At 71.2% G+C, this 22232-nt stretch carries 19 protein-coding genes; 4 read left to right on the top strand and 15 right to left on the bottom strand.

The features are described from left to right. Nucleotides 1-70: 70 nt before the first annotated feature. Nucleotides 71-943, bottom strand: a complete 873-nt coding sequence (locus KALB_RS07910; protein ID WP_030109883.1) for a TIGR03936 family radical SAM-associated protein — start codon at nt 941-943, stop codon at nt 71-73. A gap of 180 nt (nt 944-1123) precedes the next feature. On the opposite strand from KALB_RS07910, the gene KALB_RS07905 reads away from it, so the two are divergent. Continuing rightward, nucleotides 1124-2617 carry a S8 family peptidase gene (locus tag KALB_RS07905; protein WP_025355185.1) on the top strand — a complete coding sequence of 498 codons (1494 nt, stop codon included), beginning with the start codon at nt 1124-1126 and terminating at the stop codon, nt 2615-2617. Nucleotides 2618-2728: 111 nt separating this feature from the next. Here the strand turns inward: KALB_RS07905 and KALB_RS07900 are convergent, their stop codons facing one another. After that, nucleotides 2729-4696, bottom strand: coding sequence for a TIGR03960 family B12-binding radical SAM protein (locus tag KALB_RS07900; protein ID WP_025355184.1), 1968 nt, complete (start codon nt 4694-4696; stop codon nt 2729-2731). Between the two features lie 75 nt (nt 4697-4771). Here KALB_RS07900 and KALB_RS07895 point away from each other — a divergent pair, with 75 nt between their 5' ends. After that, on the top strand, nt 4772-5041 hold the full coding sequence (locus KALB_RS07895; protein WP_025355183.1) for a type II toxin-antitoxin system Phd/YefM family antitoxin: 270 nt from the start codon (nt 4772-4774) through the stop codon (nt 5039-5041). Continuing rightward, nucleotides 5001-5435, top strand: a complete 435-nt coding sequence (locus KALB_RS07890; RefSeq protein ID WP_338033867.1) for a type II toxin-antitoxin system VapC family toxin — start codon at nt 5001-5003, stop codon at nt 5433-5435. Before KALB_RS07895 ends, KALB_RS07890 begins: the two co-directional genes overlap by 41 nt. A gap of 531 nt (nt 5436-5966) precedes the next feature. Here KALB_RS07890 and KALB_RS07885 read toward each other — a convergent pair. The 11 genes from KALB_RS07885 to folC all read right to left on the bottom strand — a co-directional run bounded on the left by KALB_RS07885 (nt 5967) and on the right by folC (nt 16289). Continuing rightward, on the bottom strand, nt 5967-6794 hold the full coding sequence (locus KALB_RS07885) for an ABC transporter permease (protein WP_025355181.1): 828 nt from the start codon (nt 6792-6794) through the stop codon (nt 5967-5969). An 8-nt stretch (nt 6795-6802) separates the two neighbouring features. Beyond that, nucleotides 6803-7630: an ABC transporter permease gene (locus tag KALB_RS07880; RefSeq protein WP_025355180.1), complete on the bottom strand. Its 828-nt coding sequence runs from the start codon at nt 7628-7630 to the stop codon at nt 6803-6805. A gap of 91 nt (nt 7631-7721) precedes the next feature. Next, on the bottom strand, nt 7722-8657 hold the full coding sequence (locus KALB_RS07875) for an ABC transporter ATP-binding protein (protein WP_025355179.1): 936 nt from the start codon (nt 8655-8657) through the stop codon (nt 7722-7724). 42 nt (nt 8658-8699) lie between these two features. Beyond that, complete coding sequence (locus KALB_RS07870) at nt 8700-9230, bottom strand: GNAT family N-acetyltransferase (protein WP_025355178.1); 531 nt, start codon at nt 9228-9230, stop codon at nt 8700-8702. Beyond that, nucleotides 9227-9637 carry a nucleoside-diphosphate kinase gene (ndk, locus tag KALB_RS07865; protein WP_025355177.1) on the bottom strand — a complete coding sequence of 137 codons (411 nt, stop codon included), beginning with the start codon at nt 9635-9637 and terminating at the stop codon, nt 9227-9229. The genes KALB_RS07870 and ndk overlap by 4 nt, the downstream gene beginning before the upstream one ends. Nucleotides 9638-9687: 50 nt before the next feature. After that, nucleotides 9688-12249: a pullulanase-type alpha-1,6-glucosidase gene (pulA, locus tag KALB_RS07860; protein ID WP_025355176.1), complete on the bottom strand. Its 2562-nt coding sequence runs from the start codon at nt 12247-12249 to the stop codon at nt 9688-9690. A gap of 48 nt (nt 12250-12297) precedes the next feature. Next, the gene (locus tag KALB_RS07855) at nt 12298-13809 is read right to left on the bottom strand and encodes an alkaline phosphatase D family protein (RefSeq protein ID WP_025355175.1); all 1512 of its coding nucleotides are present in this window, start codon (nt 13807-13809) and stop codon (nt 12298-12300) included. Nucleotides 13810-13872: 63 nt separating this feature from the next. Continuing rightward, nucleotides 13873-14295 (bottom strand): type II toxin-antitoxin system VapC family toxin, encoded by a 423-nt coding sequence (locus KALB_RS07850; RefSeq protein WP_148309400.1) that lies wholly within the window; start codon nt 14293-14295, stop codon nt 13873-13875. After that, a complete protein-coding gene (locus KALB_RS07845; RefSeq protein ID WP_201771892.1) occupies nt 14288-14530 on the bottom strand; it encodes an AbrB/MazE/SpoVT family DNA-binding domain-containing protein in 243 nt (80 codons plus the stop codon). Before KALB_RS07845 ends, KALB_RS07850 begins: the two co-directional genes overlap by 8 nt. Before the next feature lie 26 nt (nt 14531-14556). Further along, on the bottom strand, nt 14557-14925 hold the full coding sequence (locus tag KALB_RS07840; RefSeq protein ID WP_025355172.1) for a DUF4233 domain-containing protein: 369 nt from the start codon (nt 14923-14925) through the stop codon (nt 14557-14559). Continuing rightward, nucleotides 14922-16289, bottom strand: a complete 1368-nt coding sequence (gene folC / locus KALB_RS07835; RefSeq protein WP_025355171.1) for a bifunctional tetrahydrofolate synthase/dihydrofolate synthase — start codon at nt 16287-16289, stop codon at nt 14922-14924. Before folC ends, KALB_RS07840 begins: the two co-directional genes overlap by 4 nt. Nucleotides 16290-16555: 266 nt before the next feature. On the opposite strand from folC, the gene KALB_RS07830 reads away from it, so the two are divergent. Further along, entirely contained in the window at nt 16556-17053 is a 498-nt protein-coding gene (locus KALB_RS07830) for a DUF6294 family protein (RefSeq protein WP_148309399.1), read from the top strand. On the opposite strand, the gene valS is transcribed toward KALB_RS07830, so the two are convergent. Both valS and KALB_RS07820 read right to left on the bottom strand, forming a co-directional pair. Next, entirely contained in the window at nt 17038-19524 is a 2487-nt protein-coding gene (valS, locus tag KALB_RS07825) for a valine--tRNA ligase (RefSeq protein ID WP_025355169.1), read from the bottom strand. The two genes, KALB_RS07830 and valS, sit on opposite strands and share 16 nt — an antisense overlap. A 6-nt stretch (nt 19525-19530) precedes the next feature. Continuing rightward, the gene (locus KALB_RS07820; protein ID WP_025355168.1) at nt 19531-22164 is read right to left on the bottom strand and encodes a valine--tRNA ligase; all 2634 of its coding nucleotides are present in this window, start codon (nt 22162-22164) and stop codon (nt 19531-19533) included. Nucleotides 22165-22232 lie beyond the last annotated feature (68 nt).

Genomic DNA, 22232 nt, shown 5'->3' with positions numbered 1-22232 from the left:
TTGCCAGGTGCCCTCGGCGTCCTCCGGGGGGTAGCCGGAGCGGCTGAGGAACAGGTCGGTCGACTGCGCGCTAGCCCGGCTCCCCGGCCAGGCCACCCTCCCGTGCCCCGCTGCTCCGCGCCTCGCGGTCCAGCGTGAACGGGTCGATGAGCCGGCCCTCGTCGTCGAGCCGCCCCTGCTCCATCCGGGTCGCCTTCGCGGGTACCGGCGGGTCCAGAGCGGCGACCACGCGAAGCGCGCTCAACACGTCGTCGGGTCGGACAGCAGGGGTCAGCTGCCGCACGACCATCATGAGTATCCCACACTGACCTGACGCCGCTGCGGATTCGTCCTTACGGTGTTCAGACGGGCCGGTTGAATCACCCGATGTGCCCACCTGCGTTGACAGAGTCCCACCAGTGAGTGACGTCACACCCGGTGGTGCGTCGAGCACCTCCGCGGTCACCACGCCCGGACGCACGTCCATGATCCGCTTGCCGTCCTTGGTCAGCCGCTCCACCTCGACCGACTCAGCGGCCAGCAGGGCCGCGACGGCCGGTCGCAGGGTCTGCGCGGACACGCCGGGCAGCTCCACCAGCCAGCGGCTCGCGTCGATGCGCTCGGACAGCGACCCCGACTCGGCCTGCACCGCCTCCACCACGTCCAGGCCCGGCGGCAGCGCCTGGTCCAGCGCCACGCGCAGTGCCTGTGGGTCCACCCTGCTGACGACCTGCACCTCGACGTACTCGGCCTCACTGGCCACCCCGGTCGGCGCCGCGCCCACCCAGGAGATCTTCGGGTGCGGGCTGAAGCCCTGCGAGTAGGCCATGGGCACGCCCGCCCTGCGCAGCGCCCGTTCGAATGCCCGCGCCACGTCCCGGTGCGAGGTGAAGCGCAGCCTGCCGCGCTTGGTGTAGCGCAGCCTGAGCTTCTGCACGGCGCCGCTGGACGGATTCGGCGCCATCGGGTCTTGCCTGCTCAGCGTTACTCCCCTCGGATGGTCGGACAGGTCCGGTAGGACGGTACCGGGCGGGACGGCGCGGCCGTGAGCTTGTCTCCGGCGCGTGGCGTGGCTACGGTCCGCCTGATCGGTGATGTGGGTGTCCCCCGAAACACCCACCACAGGGATGATGGAGGTCGCCCCGTGCCTCTGCTCCGCCGTGTCACTGTGGCGGCGCTGGGTGCCGCGCTGCTGGCCGCCGCTGGCCTGGCGGGCCCGGCGACAGCCGGTGCGGCCGAAGAGCAGGCCCCACCCGGCTGCGTCCAGCCCGGCCCCACCCTGCGCTACCTGGTGCTGTTCGACCGGGGCACCGCCGAGTCCGACGCCGGGGCGCAGATCACCGCGGCCTGCGGCACGGCCGCCGTCTACTACCCCGAGATCGCCGTGGCCGTGGCCACCTCCCCCGACCCGGGCTTCGCCGAGCGGTTCGGCACCGACCGGGCCTACAGCGCGCAGGCCGAGGCGCTCAACGGCGCCCCCGCCGCGCGCAAGAAGGTGGACGAGACGCTGGCCACGAGCCGCTCACCGCGGACCGAGCCGGTGGACAGCGTGGACCGCGGCCACGAGCAGTGGGACATGGACCAGATCAAGGCCCCCCAGGCGCACGCCGTGACCGGCGGGGACCGGCGCGTGGTGGTCGGCGTGCTGGACTCCGGCATCGACCCGAGCCACCCCGACCTGGTCAAGGCGCTGGACCCGGGGCTGTCCGCGGGCTGCACCACCGGCAAGGCCGACCCCGGCCAGGCGGCGTGGGCGCCGACCACCTCCGCACACGGCACGCACGTCGCGGGCATCATCGCCGCCGCCGAGGACGGGCACGGCATCACCGGGGTCGCACCGGGCGTGCGGCTGGCCTCGGTGAAGGTGGTCGACGACGACGGGTTCATCTACCCCGAGTACGCGGTGTGCGGGTTCATGTGGGCCGCGACGCACGGCATGACCGTGACCAACAACAGCTACTTCGTGGACCCCTGGGAGTTCAACTGCGCGGGCCAGCGCGGCCAGCACGTGGTGACCGAGGCCCTGCGCAGGGCGGTCGGGTTCGCCACCGCCAAGGGCGTGCTCACCGTGGCCGCCGCGACCAACCAGGGCACCGACCTGACCCGGCCGGGCACCGACTCGCGCAGCCCCGACAACGGCGCGGCGCGCAGCCGGCGCCTCGGTGAGGACTGCGCCGTGCTGCCGGCGCAGCTGCGCGGGGTGATCGCCGTGTCCTCGGTGGGCGCCAACAAGGTCAAGGCCAGCTACAGCTCGTACGGGCTCGGCGCGATCGACCTCACCGCCCCCGGCGGGGACGGCAGGCAGCGTGGCTCCGGCGAGACCCAGCCCTGCGTGCTGTCCACCGTGCCCGGCGGCTACGGCTACTACTGCGGCACCTCGATGGCCGCGCCGCACGTGTCCGGTGTCGCGGCGTTACTCGCCTCCACGCACCCCGGCGCCTCGCCCGCCACGCTGACCGCGCTGCTCGGCGAGCAGGCCACCCCGGTGCAGTGCCCCAACGACTACGACCTCAACGACACCGGGGTGCAGGACGCCTACTGCTCCGGATATGGCTCGTACAACGGGTTCTACGGGCACGGGCTGGTCAACGCCCTGGCCGCGGTCAGCGATGCGGCGCAGGCGCCGTCCAACCCCTGAGCCTCAACTGGTCGGCGCCAGGAGCACATGCCATGCCGTGAAGGTGGCTTTCACTGCGCCCAACGCAGTGAAAGCCACCTTCACGGCGGTGTGGGCCGCCCCGGTGGCGTGTCAGCTGGTCGGCGCCAGCGCCGGGTTGCTCACCGGGGACCGGTTGCCCACCGGGGTGATCGGCAACAGCGTGCGACCGGTCGGGCCGACCTGGATGTCGGTGCCCATGGCCGGGCACACCCCGCAGTCGAAGCACGGGGTCCACCGGCAGTCGTCCTGCTCCTGCTCGTCCAGCGCGTCCTGCCAGTCCGCCCAGAGCCATTCCTTGTCCAGCCCCGAATCCAGGTGGTCCCAGGGCAGGACCTCGGTCTCCTCGCGCTCCCGCGTGGTGAACCAGTCCAGGTCCACACCGAACTCGGGCAGCTCGCTCGCGCAGGCGTCCACCCAGCGCTGGTAGGAGAAGTGCTCGCTCCAGCCGTCCAGCCGGCCGCCCTCGCGCCACACCCGCTCGATGACCCGGCCGACCCTGCGGTCGCCGCGGGAGAGCAGTCCCTCGATCAGCGAGGGCTGGCCGTCGTGGTAGCGCATGCCGATGTTGCGGCCCAGCGAACGATCGGTGTTGACCTCCGCGCGCAGCTTGCGCAGCCGGTCGTCCACTGTGTCCGGATGGCACTGGGCCGCCCACTGGAACGGGGTGTGCGGCTTGGGCACGAAGCCGCCGATGGAGATCGTGCAGCGAATGTCCTTGCGGCCACTGGCTTCCCGGCCCGCGCGGATGACCTCCTTGGCCATCCTGGCGATCTGCAGCACGTCCTCGTCGGTCTCCGTGGGCAGCCCGCACATGAAGTACAGCTTCACCTGCCGCCAGCCGTTGGCGTAGGCCGTGGTGACGGTGCGGATCAGGTCCTCCTCCGACACCATCTTGTTGATGACGCGGCGGATCCGCTCGCTGCCGCCCTCCGGGGCGAAGGTCAGCCCGGAGCGGCGGCCGTTGCGCGCCAGCTCGTTGGCCAGGTCCACATTGAACGCGTCAACCCTGGTGCTGGGCAAGGAAAGCCCGGTGTTGGTGCCCTGGTACCGGTCGGCCAGCCCCTTGGTCACCTCGGCGATCTCCGAGTGGTCCGCACTGGACAGCGACAGCAGGCCGACCTCCTCGAAACCGGTGGCCGCCAAGCCGTTCTGCACCATCGCGCCGATGCCCTCGATGGAGCGCTCGCGCACCGGGCGGGTGATCATCCCCGCCTGGCAGAACCGGCAACCCCGCGTGCAGCCGCGGAAGATCTCCACGCTCATCCGCTCGTGCACGCTCTCCGCGAGCGGCACCAGCGGCTGCTTCGGGTAGGGCCAGGCGTCCAGGTCCATCGTGGTCCGCTTGAAGACCCGGTACGGCACCCGGTCGCGATTGGGCACCACGCGCTGGATGCGGCCGTCGGGCAGGTACTCCACGTCGTAGAAGCGCGGCACGTAGACCCCGCCGGTCTCGGCCAGCCGGGTCAGCACCTCCTCGCGCCCGCCCGGGCAGCCCTGCGCCTTCCACTCCCGCACGATGTCGGTGATCTCCAGCACCGCTTCCTCGCCGTCACCGAGGACCGCGGCGTCCAGGAAGTCGGCGATCGGCTCCGGGTTGAACGCCGCGTGCCCGCCCGCCAGGACGATCGGGTGCTCCTCGGTGCGGTCGGCCGCGTGCAGCGGGATGCCCGCCAGGTCCAGCGCCGTGAGCAGGTTCGTGTAGCCCAGTTCGGTGGCGAAGCTGACCCCGAGCAGGTCGAAGGCGCCGACCGGGCGGTGGCCGTCCACGGTGAACTGCGGCACGTCGTGCTCGCGCATGAGCGCCTCGAGGTCCGGCCACACCGAGTAGGTGCGCTCGGCCAGCACGTCCGGCAGCTCGTTGAGCACCTCGTACAGGATCATGACGCCCTGGTTGGGCAGCCCCACCTCGTAGGCGTCGGGGTACATCAGGCACCAGCGGACCGCGGCGGAGTCCCAGTCCTTGAGGGTGGCGTTCAGCTCGCCCCCGACGTACTGCACGGGCTTGGACACCCGGGGCAGCAGGGGCTCCAGTGCGGGGAAGACGGACTCAACGCTCACGCGGACAGCGTAACGACCCCGAGCGACCCCGCCGTCCAGGTAGCACTTCGTAGCACCTCGGGGTAGACTGACCTCGTGGCTCGGGCGATTACACAGCGCGAACTGCGCAACGACAGCGCGGCGATCCTGCGCGCCGTGGAGGGTGGCGAGAGCTTCGTGCTCACCCGCAACGGCACGCCCATCGCCGAGGTCCGCCCCATCCGGCGACGCTCGTTCGTGCCCAGGGCCGAGCTCAAGCGGGTGTTCTCCACCGTGCCGAGGATCGACTTCGCCCAGTTCCGCGCCGACCTGGACGAGGGGGTGGATCCGACTGTCCGCGACCCCTTCGAAGACCGAGGGCAGTGACTACGACCTGGGGCTGCTCGACACCTCCGTTGTGATCGACCTGTCCACGATCCCCGAGCAGGACCTGCCGCTGGAGTGCGCGATCAGCGCGGTCACCCTGGCCGAACTGGCCGTCGGCGTGCACACCGCCAAGAACGTGCTGCAACGGACCGTGCGGCAGCACCTCTTGCAGGCCACCGAGGCGTCCTTCGACGTGCTGCCCTTCGACGCCCAGGCCGCACGCACCTACGCCCACGTCGACACCTTCGTGCGCGCCGCGGGCCGCAAGCCCCGTGGGCGCATGGCCGACCTGCTGATCGCCGCCACCGCGATCGCCAACGACCTGCCGCTGCTGACCCGCAACCCCAAGGACTTCCTCGGCCTGGAGTCGATCGTCCGAGTCGTCCAGATCTAACCCCTCCTCCCCGCGAGTCCCGCTCTCCCGCAGCCGAGTCCCGCCCTGCGGCGTGCTCGACGGCAGCGCACGCGCTGCCCCAGCGGGATGTGCCCGCTGAGGCAGCGGGACTCGGACACGCCAGAACGGGACTCACGGACCGGTAGGCGGGACTCACGCTCCCTAGAACGGGAATCAGGGGCCAGAGGGCGGGACTCGGGCACGCCAGAGCCGGACTGGCGGGCCGGTAGACGAGATTCGCCAAGTGGTGGGCGGGGCTCGCGCTCTCCAAAGCGGGACTCACGGGCCGGTGGACGGGACTCGCGCTCCGCAGAGCGGGACTGGCGGTCCGGTAGGCGGGCCCCGCGCTCCCCACAGCGGGACTCGGACACGCCAGAGCGGGACTCGCGGGCTGGAGAGCGGGACTCGCGCTCCCCAACGCGGGACTCACGGACCAGAGGACGGGACTCGCGCTCCCCAACGCGGGACTCACGGATCGGTGGGCGGGACTCGGGCACGTCAGGGCGGGACTCGCCGTGTGGGGTGGGTGGGTCAGGTCAGGAGGAGGCGGCCGAGGCGGCGGGTGGCGATGACCGCTCCGACGAGGGCCATCGCGGCGAAGTAGGCCACGTGCACGAGGGTGGGCCAGCCGACGGCGCCGGTGGTCAGCTCGCGCTCCAGCTCGATCGCCTGGTACAGGGGCAGCACCTGCACGGCGGTGGCGATCGGGGCGGGGTAGACCGACAGCGGGTAGAAGGTCGTGGAGAACAGGAACATCGGCATCAGCACGATCATCACCAGGTCGAAGTCCTGCCAGGAGCGCAGCACGGTGGTGACGGCCATGCCCACGGCGGCGAAGGCGAAGGCCACCAGCACGGCGGCGGGCAGGGCGAGCAGCCCCCAGGGTGAGGTGATCAGCCCCATCGCGGCCATCACGGCCAGGAAGCCGGTGGCGTAGAGCGCGCCGCGCAGCAGGGCCCAGCCGATCTCGCCGACGGCCACGTCCACCGGGCCGAGCGGGGTGGCCAGCATGGCGTCGTAGACCTTGGCGTACTTGAGCTTGAAGAAGATGTTGAACGTGGCGTCGTGCACCGCGCCGTTCATCGCCGAGGACGCCAGCAGGCCCGGGGCCACGTAGGCCAGGTAGCTGATCGGCTGACCGTCGGCGCCGACCACGCTGCCCACGACCGAGCCGAAACCGACCCCGAGCGCGAACAGGTAGAACAGCGGCTCGCACAGACCGGACAGCACCAGTGTCCACATGCGACGGTTGACCAGCAGCGAGCGCTCCACCACCACGTGCGCGCGGCGCGCGTACATGCCCGGCGGCAGCACCCTGGTCACCAGTCCGCGCGAGGCGAGGACCTCCTGCACCGTCACGTCCCCCCTCACACCCTCAGCCGAACGCGGAACCGCCAGTGCGCCACGAGCAGACCGGCGACCAGCATCGCCAGCAGGTAGGCCACGTGCCCGCCGGCGGCGAGCCAGTCCAGGTTGCCGAAGGCCGCGCCCCTGGCCAGCGCGTTGCCGTGCGCCATCGGGGTCAGCCAGGCCACCGGCCGCGCCCACTCCGGTAACCGGTCGATCGGGTAGTAGGTGCCCGCGAACAGGGTCATCGGCAGCACCACGAACCGGAACACCGCGGAGAAGGCCGTGCCCTCGTTGGTCACGCTGGCGGCCAGGGCCACGATCCAGGCGCCGAAGGCCATGGCGGCCAACAGGGCGGCGGGCAGGGCGAGCAGCACACCGGGACCGGTCAGCGCGCCAAGGCAGGCCACGACGGCGAGGAAGGCCACGCCAGCCGCGAGCAGGCGCAGCGCGATCCACACGAGCTGGCCCGCGAACACCTGGGAGACCGTGATCGGGGTGGAGATCACCGCCCAGTAGGTCTTCGCCCACTTGAACGCGGACAGCACCGGGTAGGTGGACTCCCCCGCCGCGGTCTGCACCAGCGCGGCCACCAGCACCGCGGGGGCCAGGTAGACCACGTAGGGCTGGCCGAGCGTGGCCGGTCCGGGCCTGACCTGGGTGCCCAGCCCGAAGCCCATCGCGACCAGCAGCAGCACCGGCATCAGGAAGCTGGACAGGGCGGAGGCCCGCCAGTTGCGGCGGTACCAGGCCCAGTGGCCCTCCACCACGAGCTGGATGGCGCGCAATGCACCGACCGCCCGGCCGGTGGACCCGGCGCGGGGCGGGGCGAGCAGGTCGATGCTCACTGGAGTACCCCCTTAGTGCGGTATCCGAGCGTGTCCATGCTGGTTGCGGGGCGACGCGGGAGCGAGGCGGCGAGGGTTGCTGGACACCGCACTAGTCCACCAGGCTCCGGCCGGTCAGGCGCAGGAACACGTCCTCAAGGGTGCTGCGGCGGACCAGGCTGGTCACCGGCCGCACACCGCGCTGGTGGGCCGCGGCCAGCGCGGCCTCCCCGTCACCGGTGTAGAGCAGCAGGCGGTCCGGCAGCACCTCAACGCGGTCGGCCAGGCCGCGGACCTGCTCCACGTGGCCCTGCTGCTCACCGGGCGGGAAGCGCAGTTCGAGCACCTCTCGGGTGCTGTGCGCCGCGATCAGCTCGGCCGGTGAGCCCTCGGCGGCGATGCGCCCGCCGTCCATCACCACCAGCCGGTCGCAGAGCTGCTCAGCCTCGTCCATGTAGTGCGTGGTGATGATGAGCGTGACTCCGGACTGTTTGAGCCGGAACAGGCGGTCCCACAGCAGGTGTCTGGCCTGCGGGTCCAGGCCCGTGGTCGGCTCGTCCAGCAACAGCAGTTCCGGGTCGTTGACCAGGGAACGGGCGATGGTCAGCCGCCGCTTCATGCCGCCCGACAGCGGCTCCACCTGGTCCTCGGCCCGGTCGGTGAGCTGGGCGAACTCCAGCAGTTCCACGGCCTTGGCGCGGACCTGCGCGCGGGACAGCCCGAAGTAGCGGCCGTAGACGTGCAGGTTCTGCCGCACGGTCAGCTCGTTGTCGAGCGTGTCCTCCTGCGGCACCACACCGAGCCGGGCGCGGATGTGCGGGCCGCGCGTGTTCGGGTCCATGCCCAGCACGCGCAGCTCACCGCCGGTGCGCGGGGACACGCAGGCCACCATGCGCATGGTGGAGGACTTGCCCGCGCCGTTGGGGCCGAGGAAGCCGAACGCCTCGCCCCTGCGCACGCTCAGGTCGATGCCGCGCACCGCTTCGAACTCGCCGAAGCGCTTGCTCAAGCCCTCGGCGTGCACGAGAACGTTCCCGGAGTCAGCCACGCCTGCGACGCTAGCGGGTACCCCTGACAAATAGCTTGCGAGTTATCCGACCTCGCGTGTGAACCAGATCTGGTCGCGCACGTCGCCGGGGGCCATGCGGACGGCACCGGGCCAGCGCCCGCGCTCGGTCCAGCCCTGCTTCTCGTAGAACCGCTCCACGCCGTGCCCGGTGCGGGTGATCAGCACGAGCTGCTCGATGCCCAGTGCCCTGGCGTGCAGCTCCACGGCGGTCAGCAGCTGGCCGCCCCAGCCCCTGCCCTGGAGTTCGGGCTCGACCATCAGCCACTCCAGCTCGGCGGTGTGCCTGCGCACCGGGCGGGTGCCCGGGGTCAGCACCGCGAACCCGGCCAGCGCGTGGTCGGCGCCCAGGGTCAGCAGGTGGCTGCGGCGGGCCCGCACGTCCTCGACGACCCGCGTGGCCACGGTGCGGATCTCCTCGACCGGGTCGGCCGGGGCGAACCCGCCAGCACCGCCGGCCAGGGTGACCCGGTGCCACAGCCCGGTCATCGCGTCGACCAGCTCCGGGTGGGGCTGGTCGACGCGATGTGGACCGGTGACGAAGGGTTCCGTCACAGGTTCGGGAACCAGATCTTGATCTCGCGCTCGGCGGACTCGGGCGAGTCGGAGCCGTGCACCAGGTTGTACTGCACCTCCAGGCCGAAGTCGCCGCGCAGGGTGCCCGGGGTGGCCTTCTCCACCGGGTCGGTGCCACCGGCGAGCTGCCGGAACGCCGAGATGGCGCGGGTGCCCTCGACCACCAGCGCGACCAGCGGGCCGGAGGTGATGAAGTCCAGCAGGTCGTTGAAGAACGGCTTGCCGTCGTGCTCGGCGTAGTGCTGCTCGGCGACGCCGCGCTCGACGGTGCGCAGCTCCAGCGCGGCCAGCTTGAGGCCCTTGCGCTCGATGCGGGAGATGACCTCGCCGACCAGGCCGCGGCTGACGCCGTCCGGCTTGACCAGGACCAGGGTGCGCTCACTCACGGTGGTCCGAACTCCTTCAAGTAAGGGGAAAGTGCAGCAAGGGTAACCGGTCACCTGGCGAGCACGACCACCGAGCGGGCGGGCACCCGCACCCGGTCGGCCCCGAACACCAACCCGGAGCCGTCCTGGTCCTCGTGCGGCCGCCACCGCGCATCGCCGGGAACGGCCACCGACTGCGGCTGGGGGCGCGGGTTGAGCACGACCAGCAGCCCGCTGTGCCCGGGGTCCACGCGCGGCCCCGCGGTGTCGTCCAGGTACTCGACGAGCACGCCGGGTGCCGCCCTCGGGTCGGGGAAGGACACCTTGGCCTGCACCAGCGCGGGGTCGTCCAGGGTGAACAGCGCGGAGGACTGCCGGATCCGCAGCAGGCGCAGGGTGGCCGCCAGCGCGGCGCGCATGTCCGAAGTGGACGGTTTCAGTGCCCGATCGGCCAGCAGCGGCGCGGAGTGGGCCCACTTGTCCTTCGCCAGCGGCAGACCCGCGCCGAACGTGGAGGTGGCCAGGGTCGGGTCGTACCGGTTGAACCAGTCACCGGAGTCGTAGCTGTTGGGGTCGAAGGACTTCGAGCGCAGGAACTCGGTGCCCGCGAGCACGAACGGCTGGCCCTGGCCCAGCAGCACCGGGGCGAGCGCGAGCTGCTGCATGCGCACCCGGTCGGCCATGGAAGTGGCGCGGGGCAGCTTGTAGGTCAACGCGTCGTACAGGGTCTCGTTGTCGTGCGCGTCCACGTAGTTGACGGCCTCCTGAGGGATCGCCGCATAGCCCGCGGGCACCCCGTTGTAGCCGATCTCGTGCCCGGACACGGTGGCGCCGCGGGTGGACCGGAAGCGGTAGGCACCGAGGTTGCCCGCCATGCCGAGCCGGACCAGGTCCCCGTAGTCGGCCAGCCGCGCGCCCCGCCCCTCGTTGACCGGGTCCCCGTTGAGGTCACCGGCCAGCCCCGAGCCGAGCCCCTGCACCCTCGGGTCGGCGTCGGTCGGGCGGCCACCACGCACGGCGTCGCGGATCCGGTCGTTGAACGTGCCGATGCCCGTACCGGCCAGGTTCGCCTGGGTGGCCTGGACGAACCGCGCTCCCCCCGCCACCTCGCCGGAGTCCCAGCCCTCCCCGTAGATCCGGATCGCCCGGCCGTCCACCCCGTCGCGCTGCGGGGTGAGCGCGTCCAGCGCCGCCCGCACGGCCAGGATGTTCGCCTTGGGGTGGTGCCCCATCATGTCGAACCGGAAGCCGTCCACCTTGTACAGCCGGACCCAGCTGACCACCGAGTCCACCACCAGCTTGCCCATCATCGCGTTCTCCGGCGCGGTGTTGGCGCAGCAGGTGGAGTCGGCCACCGACCCGTTGGGCAGCAGCCGCTGGTAGTAGCCGGGCACGATGCGGTCCAGCACGGAGTGCGGCGCGTCCCCGGAGGCGGGCGTGTGGTTGTAGACCACGTCCACCACGACCTTGTCCCCGTTGGCGTGCAGGGCCTGCACCATCTGCCGGTACTGCTCGGACCGGCCCCAGCCGGAGCGGGCACCGGCCGTGGCGTAGGACCCCTCCGGCACGGTGTAGTGCCACGGGTCGTAGCCCCAGTTGTACGCGTCGCTGGCGACGACCCACCCGACGCATTCCTGCTGCGCGGGCGAATTCGACGGCAGCTCGGGCAGGCGGCAGCGCGGAACCTGCTGGTTGGCCGGGTCCTCGGGCACGCTGGACAGGTCGAAGGTCGGTTGCAGGTGCACGGTGTCCATACCCGCCTGCGCCAGCTCGCGCAGGTGCCGCATGCCCGCCGAGTCACGGTGCGTGAACGCCAGGTACGTGCCCTGGTCGGCCTGCGGCACGGTCGGGTCGCTGACCGAGAAGTCCCGCAGGTGTAGCTCGGTGATGGCGTGCCGGGTCGGATTGTCGCCGAGCCCGTGGGCGATCTCCTCGCGCCAGCCCTCGGGCATGGTCCTGGGCTGGTCCAGGTCGGCGATCTGCGAGTACGTCGAGTCCATCGACAGCGCAACCGAGTACGGGTCGGTGACGGTGGTCGTGCGGCGCCAGTCGGTGACCTCGTACAGGTAGTAGCGGTCCCGCCAGGAGTCCGGGCCGGTGATCGACCACGAGCCGGAGGCGTTGTCGCGGCGCATCTCGCGGGGCCGGTCCTCACCGATCAGCTTGAGCCGCACCGAGTTCGCGGTCGGCGCCCACACCCGCAGCGTCACCCCGTGCGGCCCGAACACCGGCCCGTACGCCAGCTTCGTGGCCGCCGCCGCGTACCGGTCGTCGAGCACCCCGGCGGTCTGCACGCCCGCACCGGCCACCACCACGCCGCCCGCGAGCTGCTGGACGGCCAACTGCCCGCGCAGCGCCTGGTCCACCGAGCCGGTGGGCACGCGGAAGGTCGGCTCCCCTCTGAGGTTGGGGAACTTGTGCGCCAGCTCGGGTGGCAGCCCCGCCGGGTCGGGGGTCAGCGGCAGGTCGCCTGCCGAGGTGCGCAGGCGGTATGAGCCAACGGCCGCGGTCGGTGCGTGCCACACCAACCGGTCCTGGGAGACCCACACCGCCTGCGCCGGGGTGGTCGGCGCCGGGGACGGTACGGCGACGACCATGCTCAGCAGCAGGACCGCTGCGATGAGTGCCCTCATTCAGGCAAGCAACCACACCGAACGTGATCGTTCAACAGCACGGGGGTGTCACGGCCGCAGGGTGGTGGCCCACAGCGAGCGGCCCGCCGCCGTGCGCAGGGTGACGGTCAGCGCCCCGGAGTGGCCGTCCACCTCGACCTCGCCGAAGTGCTGGAAGTCGTCCAGCGGGGAGCTGTTGGCGGCGGGCGGGGCGTGCACGAACACCGCCTCGGGCCCGAAGGTCGGGTCCAGCACGTTGGGGCCGAAGCCGCCCGCGTGCAGCGGGCCGGACACGAACTCCCAGAACGGGTCGAAGTCGCCGACGGCGGCCCGCTCCGGGGAGTAGTGGTGCGCGGCGGTGTAGTGCACGTCGGCGGTCAGCCACACCACGTTGCGCACGTGGCGCCGGGCGAGCTGGCGGAACACCCAGGCCAGTTCGGCCTCACGCCCGGTCGGCGCGCCCGGCTTGCCGTTGGCCACGGCCTCCACGCCGCGGGCGTCGGCCACGACCAGGCCGATGGGCATGTCGGCGGCCACGATCTTCCAGGTGGCCCGGCTCGCGCTCAGCGCGTTGACCAGCCAGCGGGCCTGCCTGTCGCCGAGGATGCGCTCGTACGGGGCGGTGTCGGCGTCGTTGGGGTCCCGGTAGCTGCGCATGTCCAGCACGAACAGCTCCACGTGCGGGCCGTACCGGAAGTTGCGGTAGACCCGGCCGTCCACGGCGCGCTGCCGGTCCAGCGGGTGCCACTCGTGGAAGGCCTGGAAGGCCCGCGCGGACAGCACGTCCAGCCGGGTCTCGGTGTACTCCGGGTGCCCGGTCAGCACCTGGCCGGGGTTCCAGTTGTTCATCGTCTCGTGGTCGTCCCACTGCACGATCCACGGCACCTCGGCGGTGAACCGGCGCAGGTTGTCGTCCATCCGGTTGTAGGAGTGCTGGCCGCGGAACTGCTGGAGGGTCTGCGCCACCTTGGACTTCTCCTCGGTGACCAGGTTGCGCCAGCGACGGCCGTCGGGCAGCACCACCGTCTCCTGCAACGGCCCGTCGGAGTAGACGGTGTCCCCGCTGTGCACGAAGAAGTCGGGGCGGCGGTCGGCCATCGCGGAGAACACCCGCATGCCGCCGACGTCGGGGTTGATGCCCCAGCCCTGCCCCGCCACGTCCCCGGACCACAGGAAGCGCACGTCGCGGCGGTCCAGCGGGGCGGTGCGGAAACTGCCGGTCACCGGCTCGCTGCGCAGGCGGCCGTCCAGGTCCTCCGCCGTGACCCGGTAGTGCAGCTCGCGGCCCGCGGGCAGGCCGGTCAGCCGCAGGCGGCCCGTGCCGTCGCTGTCCGGGGTCAGCACCGGGCCGCGGACCAGGCGGGAGTGCCGGAAGGACGGGTCGCCCGCGACCTCGACGAGCATGCGCGAGGGCGTGTCCGCCCTGGTCCACACCAGCGCGCCGTCCGAGGTGACATCCCCGGACTGCACGCCGTGGGTGAGCCGGGGGCGGCCGCTGGGCACGAACCCGGCCGCGGTGCTGAACAGACCCGCCGTGGCGGCACCGATGCGGAGCAGCGAACGTCTGCTGAGGGAGGCCATGGGAGGGTTGTAGCCCCCGTCAACGGCCAACCGGGGAACGTGGGCTTGCCTGGCGGTGAATGCTCAGGCCTCGGGCGTGATCAGCTGCACCGTGGGGAAGTACGTGCGGTAACGCGGGGCGTCCCTGGTCAGCAACGGCAACCCCATCACGGCGGCGTGCGCGCCGATGAAGAAGTCGGGTAGCGGGGAGGTCTTGGTCCCGCCCCGGTTCCGGTAGTCACGGAAGCACTTACCCGCGAGGAACGCAGCTGTCCAGGGCAGGGAAGCACGGAGGAACAGGGTTGGTTCCAGCGCTTCCTCCACGTCCTCCATCCGCGTGAACCGCACCGAGACCTCGGCGTAGACAACATGGTTGATCAGCAGTGGTCCACGGTCAGCAGCCTCTTCGATCTGTTGGAAAGACCAGGCGCACCACTGCGGGTCCTTGGTCAGCAGGTCCAAGATGACGTTGGAGGCGACCAGGGTTCCAGACTGGCGTTCACTCACCACGAGTCAGGGCCATGATCTCTTCAGTAGTCATCGGCACATCGCCCTTGCCGAGCAGTGACTCCGCGATGCGACGCCCACGGCTGGGCTGCTTCGCGCTCTTGACGAGCCTGATCTCACCGTTCTCCGAGACGAACTCGACCTCGTCACCGGGGTGGAGGCCGTACTGCTCGCGGATCTCGATGGGCACGGTGACCTCGCCCTTGCTGGTCAGCTTCACGCGGTAGGAGTGCATCAGGTAATACTCCTACCGCACTCCGCTCAGTCCTGCTGCTGGCTGGGCAGCCTGCCCTCGGCCAGCCGCTGGGTGACGTCCTTGCGCAGCCACAGCAGGTAGGCCCACACCAGGGAGAACAGCACACCGGTGATGCCAAGCGGGATGCTCAGGAAGAACCCGAGCAGGGTGAGCACCTGAAGGCCCAGCGCGAAGGGCAGGCCCCAGCTGAAGCGGAAGCAGCCGCTGGAGAGCACCATCAGCACGGCGAGCACCCCGACGGCGGCCAGCGGCCAGCCGTGCGTGCCCTCGGCCCGGGACACGACGAACAGCGAGAGACCGACCACGATGGCCTCCAGGACCATCGTGCCGGCCATGACCCCGCGCAGGCCCTTGAATGGATCCGGGGCGGTCATGCGGGCTCCTTGCCGAACAGCGCGCGAGCGGCTCCTGCGGTGACCACCGAGCCGGTCACCACGACACCGCCGCCGGACACCGGCTCGTCCGGATCCTCGGTCTCCTCGGCCAGCTGCACGGCTGTCTCCACGGCGTCGTCCAGCCGGGGCTCGACCACGATCCGGTCCTCGCCGAAGATCTCCCGCGCCACGGCGCCCAGCGCGTCGGCGTCCATCGCGCGCGGGGAGCCGTTGCTGGTGAGCACCACCTCGGTGAGCACCGGCTCCAGCGCGGTCAGGATGCCCTCGGCGTCCTTGTCGGCCATCACGCCGACCACGCCGACCAGCCTGCGGAAGGCGAACTGCCCGGCCAGCGCCTCGGCCAGCGCCCGCGCGCCGTGCGGGTTGTGCGCGGCGTCCACGAACACGCTGGGCGCGCTGCGCACCCGCTCCAGGCGGCCGGGGGTGGTCACCGTGGCGAACGCCTCGCGGACCGCGTCGATGTCGAGCTGACGCTCACCGCCAGCACCGAAGAACGCCTCCACCGCGGCCAGCGCGAGCGCGGCGTTGGCGGCCTGGTGCGCCCCGTGCAGCGGCAGGAAGATCTCGTCGTAGGCCCCGCCGAGGCCCTGCAACTTGAGCAGCTGCCCGCCGACGGCCACCTCGCTGTCCAGCACCCCGAACTCCAGGCCCTGCCTGGCGACCGAGGCGCCCACCTCGGCGCACCGCGCGATCAGCACCTCGGCCACCTCGGGCCGCTGCTCGGCCAGGATCGCCACGCCGCCCGCCTTGATGATGCCCGCCTTCTCGGCGGCGATGCCGGTCAGCTCGGTGCCCAGGAACTCGGTGTGGTCCAGGTCGATCGGGCAGACCACCGCGATGCGCGCGTCGATCACGTTGGTGGCGTCCCAGGTCCCGCCCAGGCCCACCTCCACCACCGCCACGTCCACCGGGGCGTCGGCGAAGGCCGCGTAGGCCATGCCGGTGAGCACCTCGAACTTGCTCATCGGCACCTCGGACCTGGCGTCCACCATGGCCACGTACGGCTGTACGTCGCGGTAGACCTCCACGTACCGCCGCGGGTCGATCGGCGCCCCGTCCAGGCTGATCCGCTCGGTGGCCAGTTGCAGGTGCGGGCTGGTGTACCGGCCGGTGCGCAGGCCGATCCTGGTCAGCAGCGCGTCGATCATGCGGCTGGTCGAGGTCTTGCCGTTCGTGCCGGTGATGTGGATGGCCGGGTAGGCCCGCTGCGGGTCGCCCAGCAGGTCGGTCAGCGCGGCGATCCGCTCGGTGGAGGGCTCCAGCTTGGTCTCCGGCCAGCGGGTGTCCAGCTCGGCCTCGACCTCGCGCAGCTCCTGGAGCGCCCCGGGATCGGTTTGGGGCACAGCTCACTCCCCCACACAGTTGCAGACGGTCACGACCGACGAGTCTACGTGGGGTGCCGGCGGGCGTCCGAGGGGCGGGCCACCGGCCACGGTCAGCCGTTGTCGAATTCACGCCAATCTCGGTAATAGCTGCCGACGAGATGCCGCCGCTACACTCCCCCCGCGCGCACAGGAATCAGGTGAATCAATTCCGCATGCATTCACATTGACACAATCAGGGAATCAATTAGCGAACACCACACAACCAAGGGAAGAAGGGATCTGCCATGATCCCCCATCGCATGCGCAGGCTGCTGGGCGCGACCACCGCGGCACTGCTCGGCGCCGCACTGCTGGTGGCGCCCGGCACGGCGTCGGCCAGCGCCGCGACCACGGTCTCCGGCCACAAGGAGATCGCCGCCGTCCAGGGCGAGGTGATCCGGTCCGGCCCGAACTGGCAGAAGACCTACGTCTGGCCAACAGACCAGCACGCGGGCGACTGCACCCTGTACGGGGGCGCGAGCCTGGTGCTCTCCTCGGACGGAAAGGCGCAGTGGCACGCCTTCGTGTCGACCAGCCACACGTTCAGCGGGGACATCTGGCACGCCACGTTCCAACTGAAGGACCGCAACGGTTTCCCGCTCGGCGAACTGCGGTCGGACAGCCCCACCATGTACGTCTGGTTCTGGCGCTACCGCTGGGAGGACAGCTGGGGTAACAGGGTGATGTTCAGCCCAGCCATCCTCTCCCTCGTCCACAGCGTGGCGATCTACTCCAGTTGCTGACCGACCGGTGACACGGTGACCCCGAACTCGGTGGCCTCCTCGTAGCGCAATTCGCGCACCCTTCCCGCGGCAGCGAGGTCCTCGGCGAAACCACGCACCAGTTCCAGGGTCACCGCGTCGCCGCGCACCAGCACCCAGTCCAGCTCGGCGCGCATGGACAGCTTGGCCGCCGACTTGGCCTTGCGCACGGCCGAGATGCTGGCCGAGGCCAGATCGACGGCGCGCTGCTCACCGCCGGACGAGCCGGTGGGCCACGGGGCCAGGTGCACCGAGCCCTCCTGCCACCAGGACCAGACCTCCTCGGTGACGAACGGCAGGTACGGGGCGAACAGCCGCAGCAGGGTGGACAGTCCGGTGCGCAGCGCCAGCCGCGCGGACCCGGCGGCCGACTCGCCGCGTTCCCCGTAGGCGCGGTCCTTGACCAGTTCGAGGTAGTCGTCGCAGAAGAACCAGAAGAACCGCTCGACGCACTCCAGTGCGGCGGTGTGCTCGAACTCGGCGAGCGAGGCCGTCGCCGCGTCCACCACCGACCCGAGCGCGGCGATCACCGCCAGGTCCAGCGGTTCGGTGACGGCGTCGCCCTCGGCGGGCTCGGGCAGTGACAGCACGAACCGGCTCGCGTTGAGCACCTTCGTGGCCAACCGTCGGCCGATCTTCATCTGGCCCACGTCGAAGGCGGTGTCCACGCCGGGCCGCCCGCACGCCGCCCAGTAGCGGACCGCGTCGGTGCCGTACTGGTCGAGCAGGTCCTCCGGGGTGAGCGTGTTGCCCTTGGACTTGGACATCTTCTTGCGGTCCGGGTCCAGGATCCAGCCGGAGATCACCGTGTGCGCCCAGGGCAGGGTCGCCAGCTCCTGCTGGCCGCGCAGCACCGAGTAGAACAGCCAGGTGCGGATGATCTCGTGGCTCTGCGGGCGCAGGTCCATCGGGAAGGTCAGCGCGAACAGCTCGGGGTCGTCCAGCCAGCCGGAGATGATCAGCGGGGACAGCGAGGAGGTGGCCCAGGTGTCCATGATGTCCGGGTCACCGGTGAAACCGCCCGGCTGGTCGCGCTGCTCCTCGGTGTACCCGGCGGGCACCTGGCTCGCGGGGTCCAGGGGCAGCTCGTGCTCGGCGGGCAGGATCGGCTGCTCGTAACGGATCTCGCCCGCGGGGTCCAGCGGGTACCAGACCGGGAAGGGCACGCCGAAGAACCGCTGGCGGCTGACCAGCCAGTCGGAGTTCAGCCCGCGCACCCAGTCCTCGTAGCGCACGCGCATCCGCGCCGGGTGCCAGGTCAGCTCGGTTCCCTTGTGCAGCAAGGCATCGCGGTGCTCCATGCTGCGCACGAACCACTGCCTGCTGCTGACGATCTCCAGCGGTTTGGCGCCCTTCTCGTAGAAGTTCGCCGGGCGCCGCACCTTGCGCGGTTCGCCGATCAGGTCCCCGGACTCGCGCAGCATGTCCACGACGCGCTGCCGCGCCGTGAAGGTCGTGGCCCCGGCCAGCTCCGCGTACCGCCGCGGGTCCACGCCCTCGGGCGGCTCGGGCAGCAGCCGCCCGTCCCGGCCGATCACCGTGCGGGTCGGCAGCCTGAGCTCACGCCACCAGCGCACGTCGGTCAGGTCGCCGAAGGTGCAGCACATCGCGATGCCCGCGCCCAGTTCGGGTTCGGCCGCCTCGTGCGCCAGTACCGGGATCTCCACGCCGAACAGCGGGGAGGTCACCGTGGTGCCGAACAGGTCCCGGTAGCGCTCGTCCTCGGGGTGCGCGATCAGCGCCACGCAGGCGGGCAGCAGTTCGGGACGGGTCGTCTCGATCTGCACCGGCCCGAAGGAGATCCGGTGCCAGGCCCCGTCCAGCTCGCGGCTCTCCAGCTCCGCCTGCGCCACCGCGGTCTGGAAGGTCACGTCCCACAGTGAGGGTGCCTCGGACTGGTAGGCCTGCCCGGCCGCCAGCAGCCGGAGGAAACCGCGCTGCGCCGCCGCGCGGGCCTTGTCCCCGATCGTGCTGTAGGTCAGCGACCAGTCCACGGACAGGCCCATACGCCGCCACAGCGCCTCGAACGCCTGCTCGTCCTGGGCGGTCACCTGCTGGCACAGCTCGATGAAGTTGCGCCGCGAGATCGCACCCGTGCGGCTGCCCGGCACGAACTCCGGGTCGTAGGGCAGCTTCGGGTCGCAGCGCACGTCGTGCAGGTACTGCACCCGCCGCTCGGTGGGCAGCCCGTTGTCGTCCCAGCCCATCGGGTAGTACACGTGCTTGCCACGCATGCGCTGGAAGCGCGCCACGACGTCGGTGTGCGTGTAGCTGAACACGTGGCCCACGTGCAGCGAACCGCTCACCGTGGGCGGCGGGGTGTCGATGGAGAACACCTCGTCCCGGCGGGTGGGCCGGCGGAAGCGGTACGTCTGGTCCGCCTGCCACCGGGCCGCCCACTTGGCGTCGAGGCCGTCTACCGACGGGCGTTCCGGAATGCCGTTACCCGTCATGTCGACTCATCCCTCCGGTAGTGCGTCGAGTCGCGCGGTGATCCGCGCGATGTCCGCGACAGCGGCCTCCCTGCGTACCTTGATCTTGTCAACGACCTGCGCGGGCGCCTTGTCCACGAAAGCAGGATTGTTCAGCTTGCCGTCGCACTGGGCGAGTTCTTTTTCCGCTGCCGACAGGTCCTTGGCCAACCTGCGCCGCTCGGCGACCACGTCGATGGTGCCGGAGGTGTCCAGCTCCACCAGGACCAGGCCGCCGGCCAGCGCGACCTCCAGGGAGGCGCTCGCGGTGAACGAGTCCTCGGGCTCGGTCAGCCGGGCCAGCGAGCGCACCGCACCCAGGTGGCCAGCGATGTCGGCACCGTCCACACCGGACAGTCGGGCGGCGACGCGCTGCCCCGGCTTGAGGCCCTGGTCCGAGCGGAACCGGCGGACCTCGGTCACCAGCTTCTGCACCGACTCGATGCGCCGCGCGGCCACGGTGTCGGTTGGCACGCCGGTGCTGGTCGGCCACTGCGCGAGCACCACGGTCTCGCCGCCGGTCAGCGCGGTCCACAGCTGCTCGGTGACGAAGGGGATCACCGGGTGCAGCAGGCGCAGCACGGTGTCCAGCACGTGGCCGAGCACGGTGCGGGTGGCCTCGGCCCGCTCCCCGCCCTCGGCGATCTGGACCTTGGCCAGCTCCAGGTACCAGTCGCAGTACTCGTCCCAGGTGAAGTGGTAGAGCGCCTCGCAGAGCTTGGCGAACTCGAAGCGCTCGAACAGTTCGTCCACTTCGGACACGAGCTGCTCGGCGCGGTCAAGGATCCACCGGTCGGCGTCGGTGAGCTGCTCGCGGGCGGGCACCGGCCGGGCCGTGGTCGCACCGTTGAGCAGCGCGAACCTGCTGGCGTTCCACAGCTTCGTGCAGAAGTTGCGGGAACCGGCGGCCCACTCCTCGGCCAGGGCCATGTCCGAGCCGGGGTTGGCGCCGCGGGCCAGGGTGAAGCGGGCCGCGTCGGCCCCGTAGGCGTCCAGCCAGGCCAGCGGGTCGATCACGTTGCCGCGCGACTTGGACATCTTCTTGCCGCTGGCGTCGCGGATCAGGCCGTGCAGGTAGACGTGCTCGAAGGGCGGCACGCCGTCCATGGCGTACAGGCCCATCATCATCATCCGGGCGACCCAGAAGAAGAGGATGTCGTAGCCGGTGGACAGCACCGAGGTCGGGTAGAACTTGGCCAGGTCGGCGGTCCGGTCCGGCCAGCCCAGGGTGGAGAAGGGCCACAGGCCGGAGGAGAACCAGGTGTCCAGCACGTCCTCGTCCTGGTGCCAGCCCTCGCCCGTGGGCGGCTGCTCGTCCGGGCCAACGCAGACGACCTCGCCGTCCGGGCCGTACCAGATCGGGATGCGGTGGCCCCACCACAGCTGGCGCGAGATGCACCAGTCGTGCAAGTTGTCGACCCAGTCGAAGTAGCGCTTGGCCAGCTCCGGCGGGTGGATCGTGGTGCGGCCATCGCGCACCGCGTCGCCCGCGGCCTGGGCCAGCGGAGCGACCTTGACGAACCACTGCAGGGACAGCCGCGGCTCGACCACGGTGTCGCAGCGCGAGCAGTGGCCCACCGAGTGCAGGTAGGGCCGCTTCTCCGCGACGATCCGGCCCAGCTCGCGCAGGGCGGCGACCACGGCGGGCCGCGCCTCGAACCGGTCCAGGCCCTGGAACGGGCCGTTGGCGGTGATCACGCCGCGCTCGTCCATGACGGTCAGCGAGGGCAGCGAGTGCCGCTGGCCGATCTCGAAGTCGTTGGGGTCGTGCGCGGGGGTGACCTTGACGGCGCCGGTGCCGAAGCTGGGGTCCACGTGCTCGTCGGCGACCACCGGGATGCGCCTGCCGGTCAGCGGCAGCTCCACCTCGGTGCCGACCAGGTGCCGGTAGCGCTCGTCCTCGGGGTGCACCGCGATGGCGGTGTCCCCGAGCATCGTCTCGGCGCGGGTGGTGGCCACCACGATCGAGGCCTCACCGTCCCCGTACCGGATGGAGACCAGCTCGCCCTCGTCCTCGGAGTGCTCCACCTCGATGTCGGACAGGGCGGTCAGGCAGCGCGGGCACCAGTTGGTGATGCGCTCGGCGCGGTAGGCCAGCCCGTCGTCGAACAGCTTCTTGAAGATCGTCTGCACGGCCCGGGACAGGCCGGGGTCCATGGTGAACCGCTCGCGGCCCCAGTCGATGCCGTCGCCAAGGCGGCGCATCTGGTCGAGGATCTTGCCGCCGTACTCGGCCTTCCACTCCCAGACCCGCTCGACGAAGCGCTCCCGGCCCAGGTCGTGCCGGGACAGCCCCTCACCGGCCAGCTGGCGCTCCACCACGTTCTGCGTGGCGATGCCCGCGTGGTCCATGCCGGGCAGCCACAGCGCCTCGTAGCCCTGCATGCGGCGGCGCCGGGTCAGCGCGTCCATCACCGTGTGGTTGAGGGCGTGGCCCATGTGCAGGCTGCCGGTCACGTTCGGCGGGGGCAGCACGATGCAGAACGGGGGCTTGTCGCTGCTCGCGTCGGCGGTGAAGTAGCCGTTGTCTACCCACCGCTGGTACATGCCCTGCTCTACCTCCGCCGGGGTCCACGCGGCGGGGAGATCGGTCGTGTACTGCTGCGGGAGGGTCTCGGTCACGGCAGAAGTCTACGAACTCGCGCGAACGCCTTGACACGTGCCACCGATTGCCCACTTTCGAGTGACAT

It is taken from the genome of Kutzneria viridogrisea DSM 43870 (assembly GCF_000525635.1).
Lineage (GTDB): Bacteria > Actinomycetota > Actinomycetes > Mycobacteriales > Pseudonocardiaceae > Kutzneria > Kutzneria viridogrisea.
This window is presented reverse-complemented; position numbering and strand designations above follow the sequence as displayed.

Coding starts and splice junctions, on each gene's coding strand:
- KALB_RS07840 (WP_025355172.1), bottom strand. CDS start 14,925: ATGACCGCCCCGGATCCATTCAAGGGCCTGCGCGGGGTCATGGCCGGC.
- pulA (WP_025355176.1), bottom strand. CDS start 12,249: ATGAGGGCACTCATCGCAGCGGTCCTGCTGCTGAGCATGGTCGTCGCC.
- KALB_RS07855 (WP_025355175.1), bottom strand. CDS start 13,809: ATGGCCTCCCTCAGCAGACGTTCGCTGCTCCGCATCGGTGCCGCCACG.
- KALB_RS07910 (WP_030109883.1), bottom strand. CDS start 943: ATGGCGCCGAATCCGTCCAGCGGCGCCGTGCAGAAGCTCAGGCTGCGC.
- KALB_RS07830 (WP_148309399.1), top strand. CDS start 16,556: ATGATCCCCCATCGCATGCGCAGGCTGCTGGGCGCGACCACCGCGGCA.
- valS (WP_025355169.1), bottom strand. CDS start 19,524: ATGACGGGTAACGGCATTCCGGAACGCCCGTCGGTAGACGGCCTCGAC.
- KALB_RS07845 (WP_201771892.1), bottom strand. CDS start 14,530: ATGCACTCCTACCGCGTGAAGCTGACCAGCAAGGGCGAGGTCACCGTG.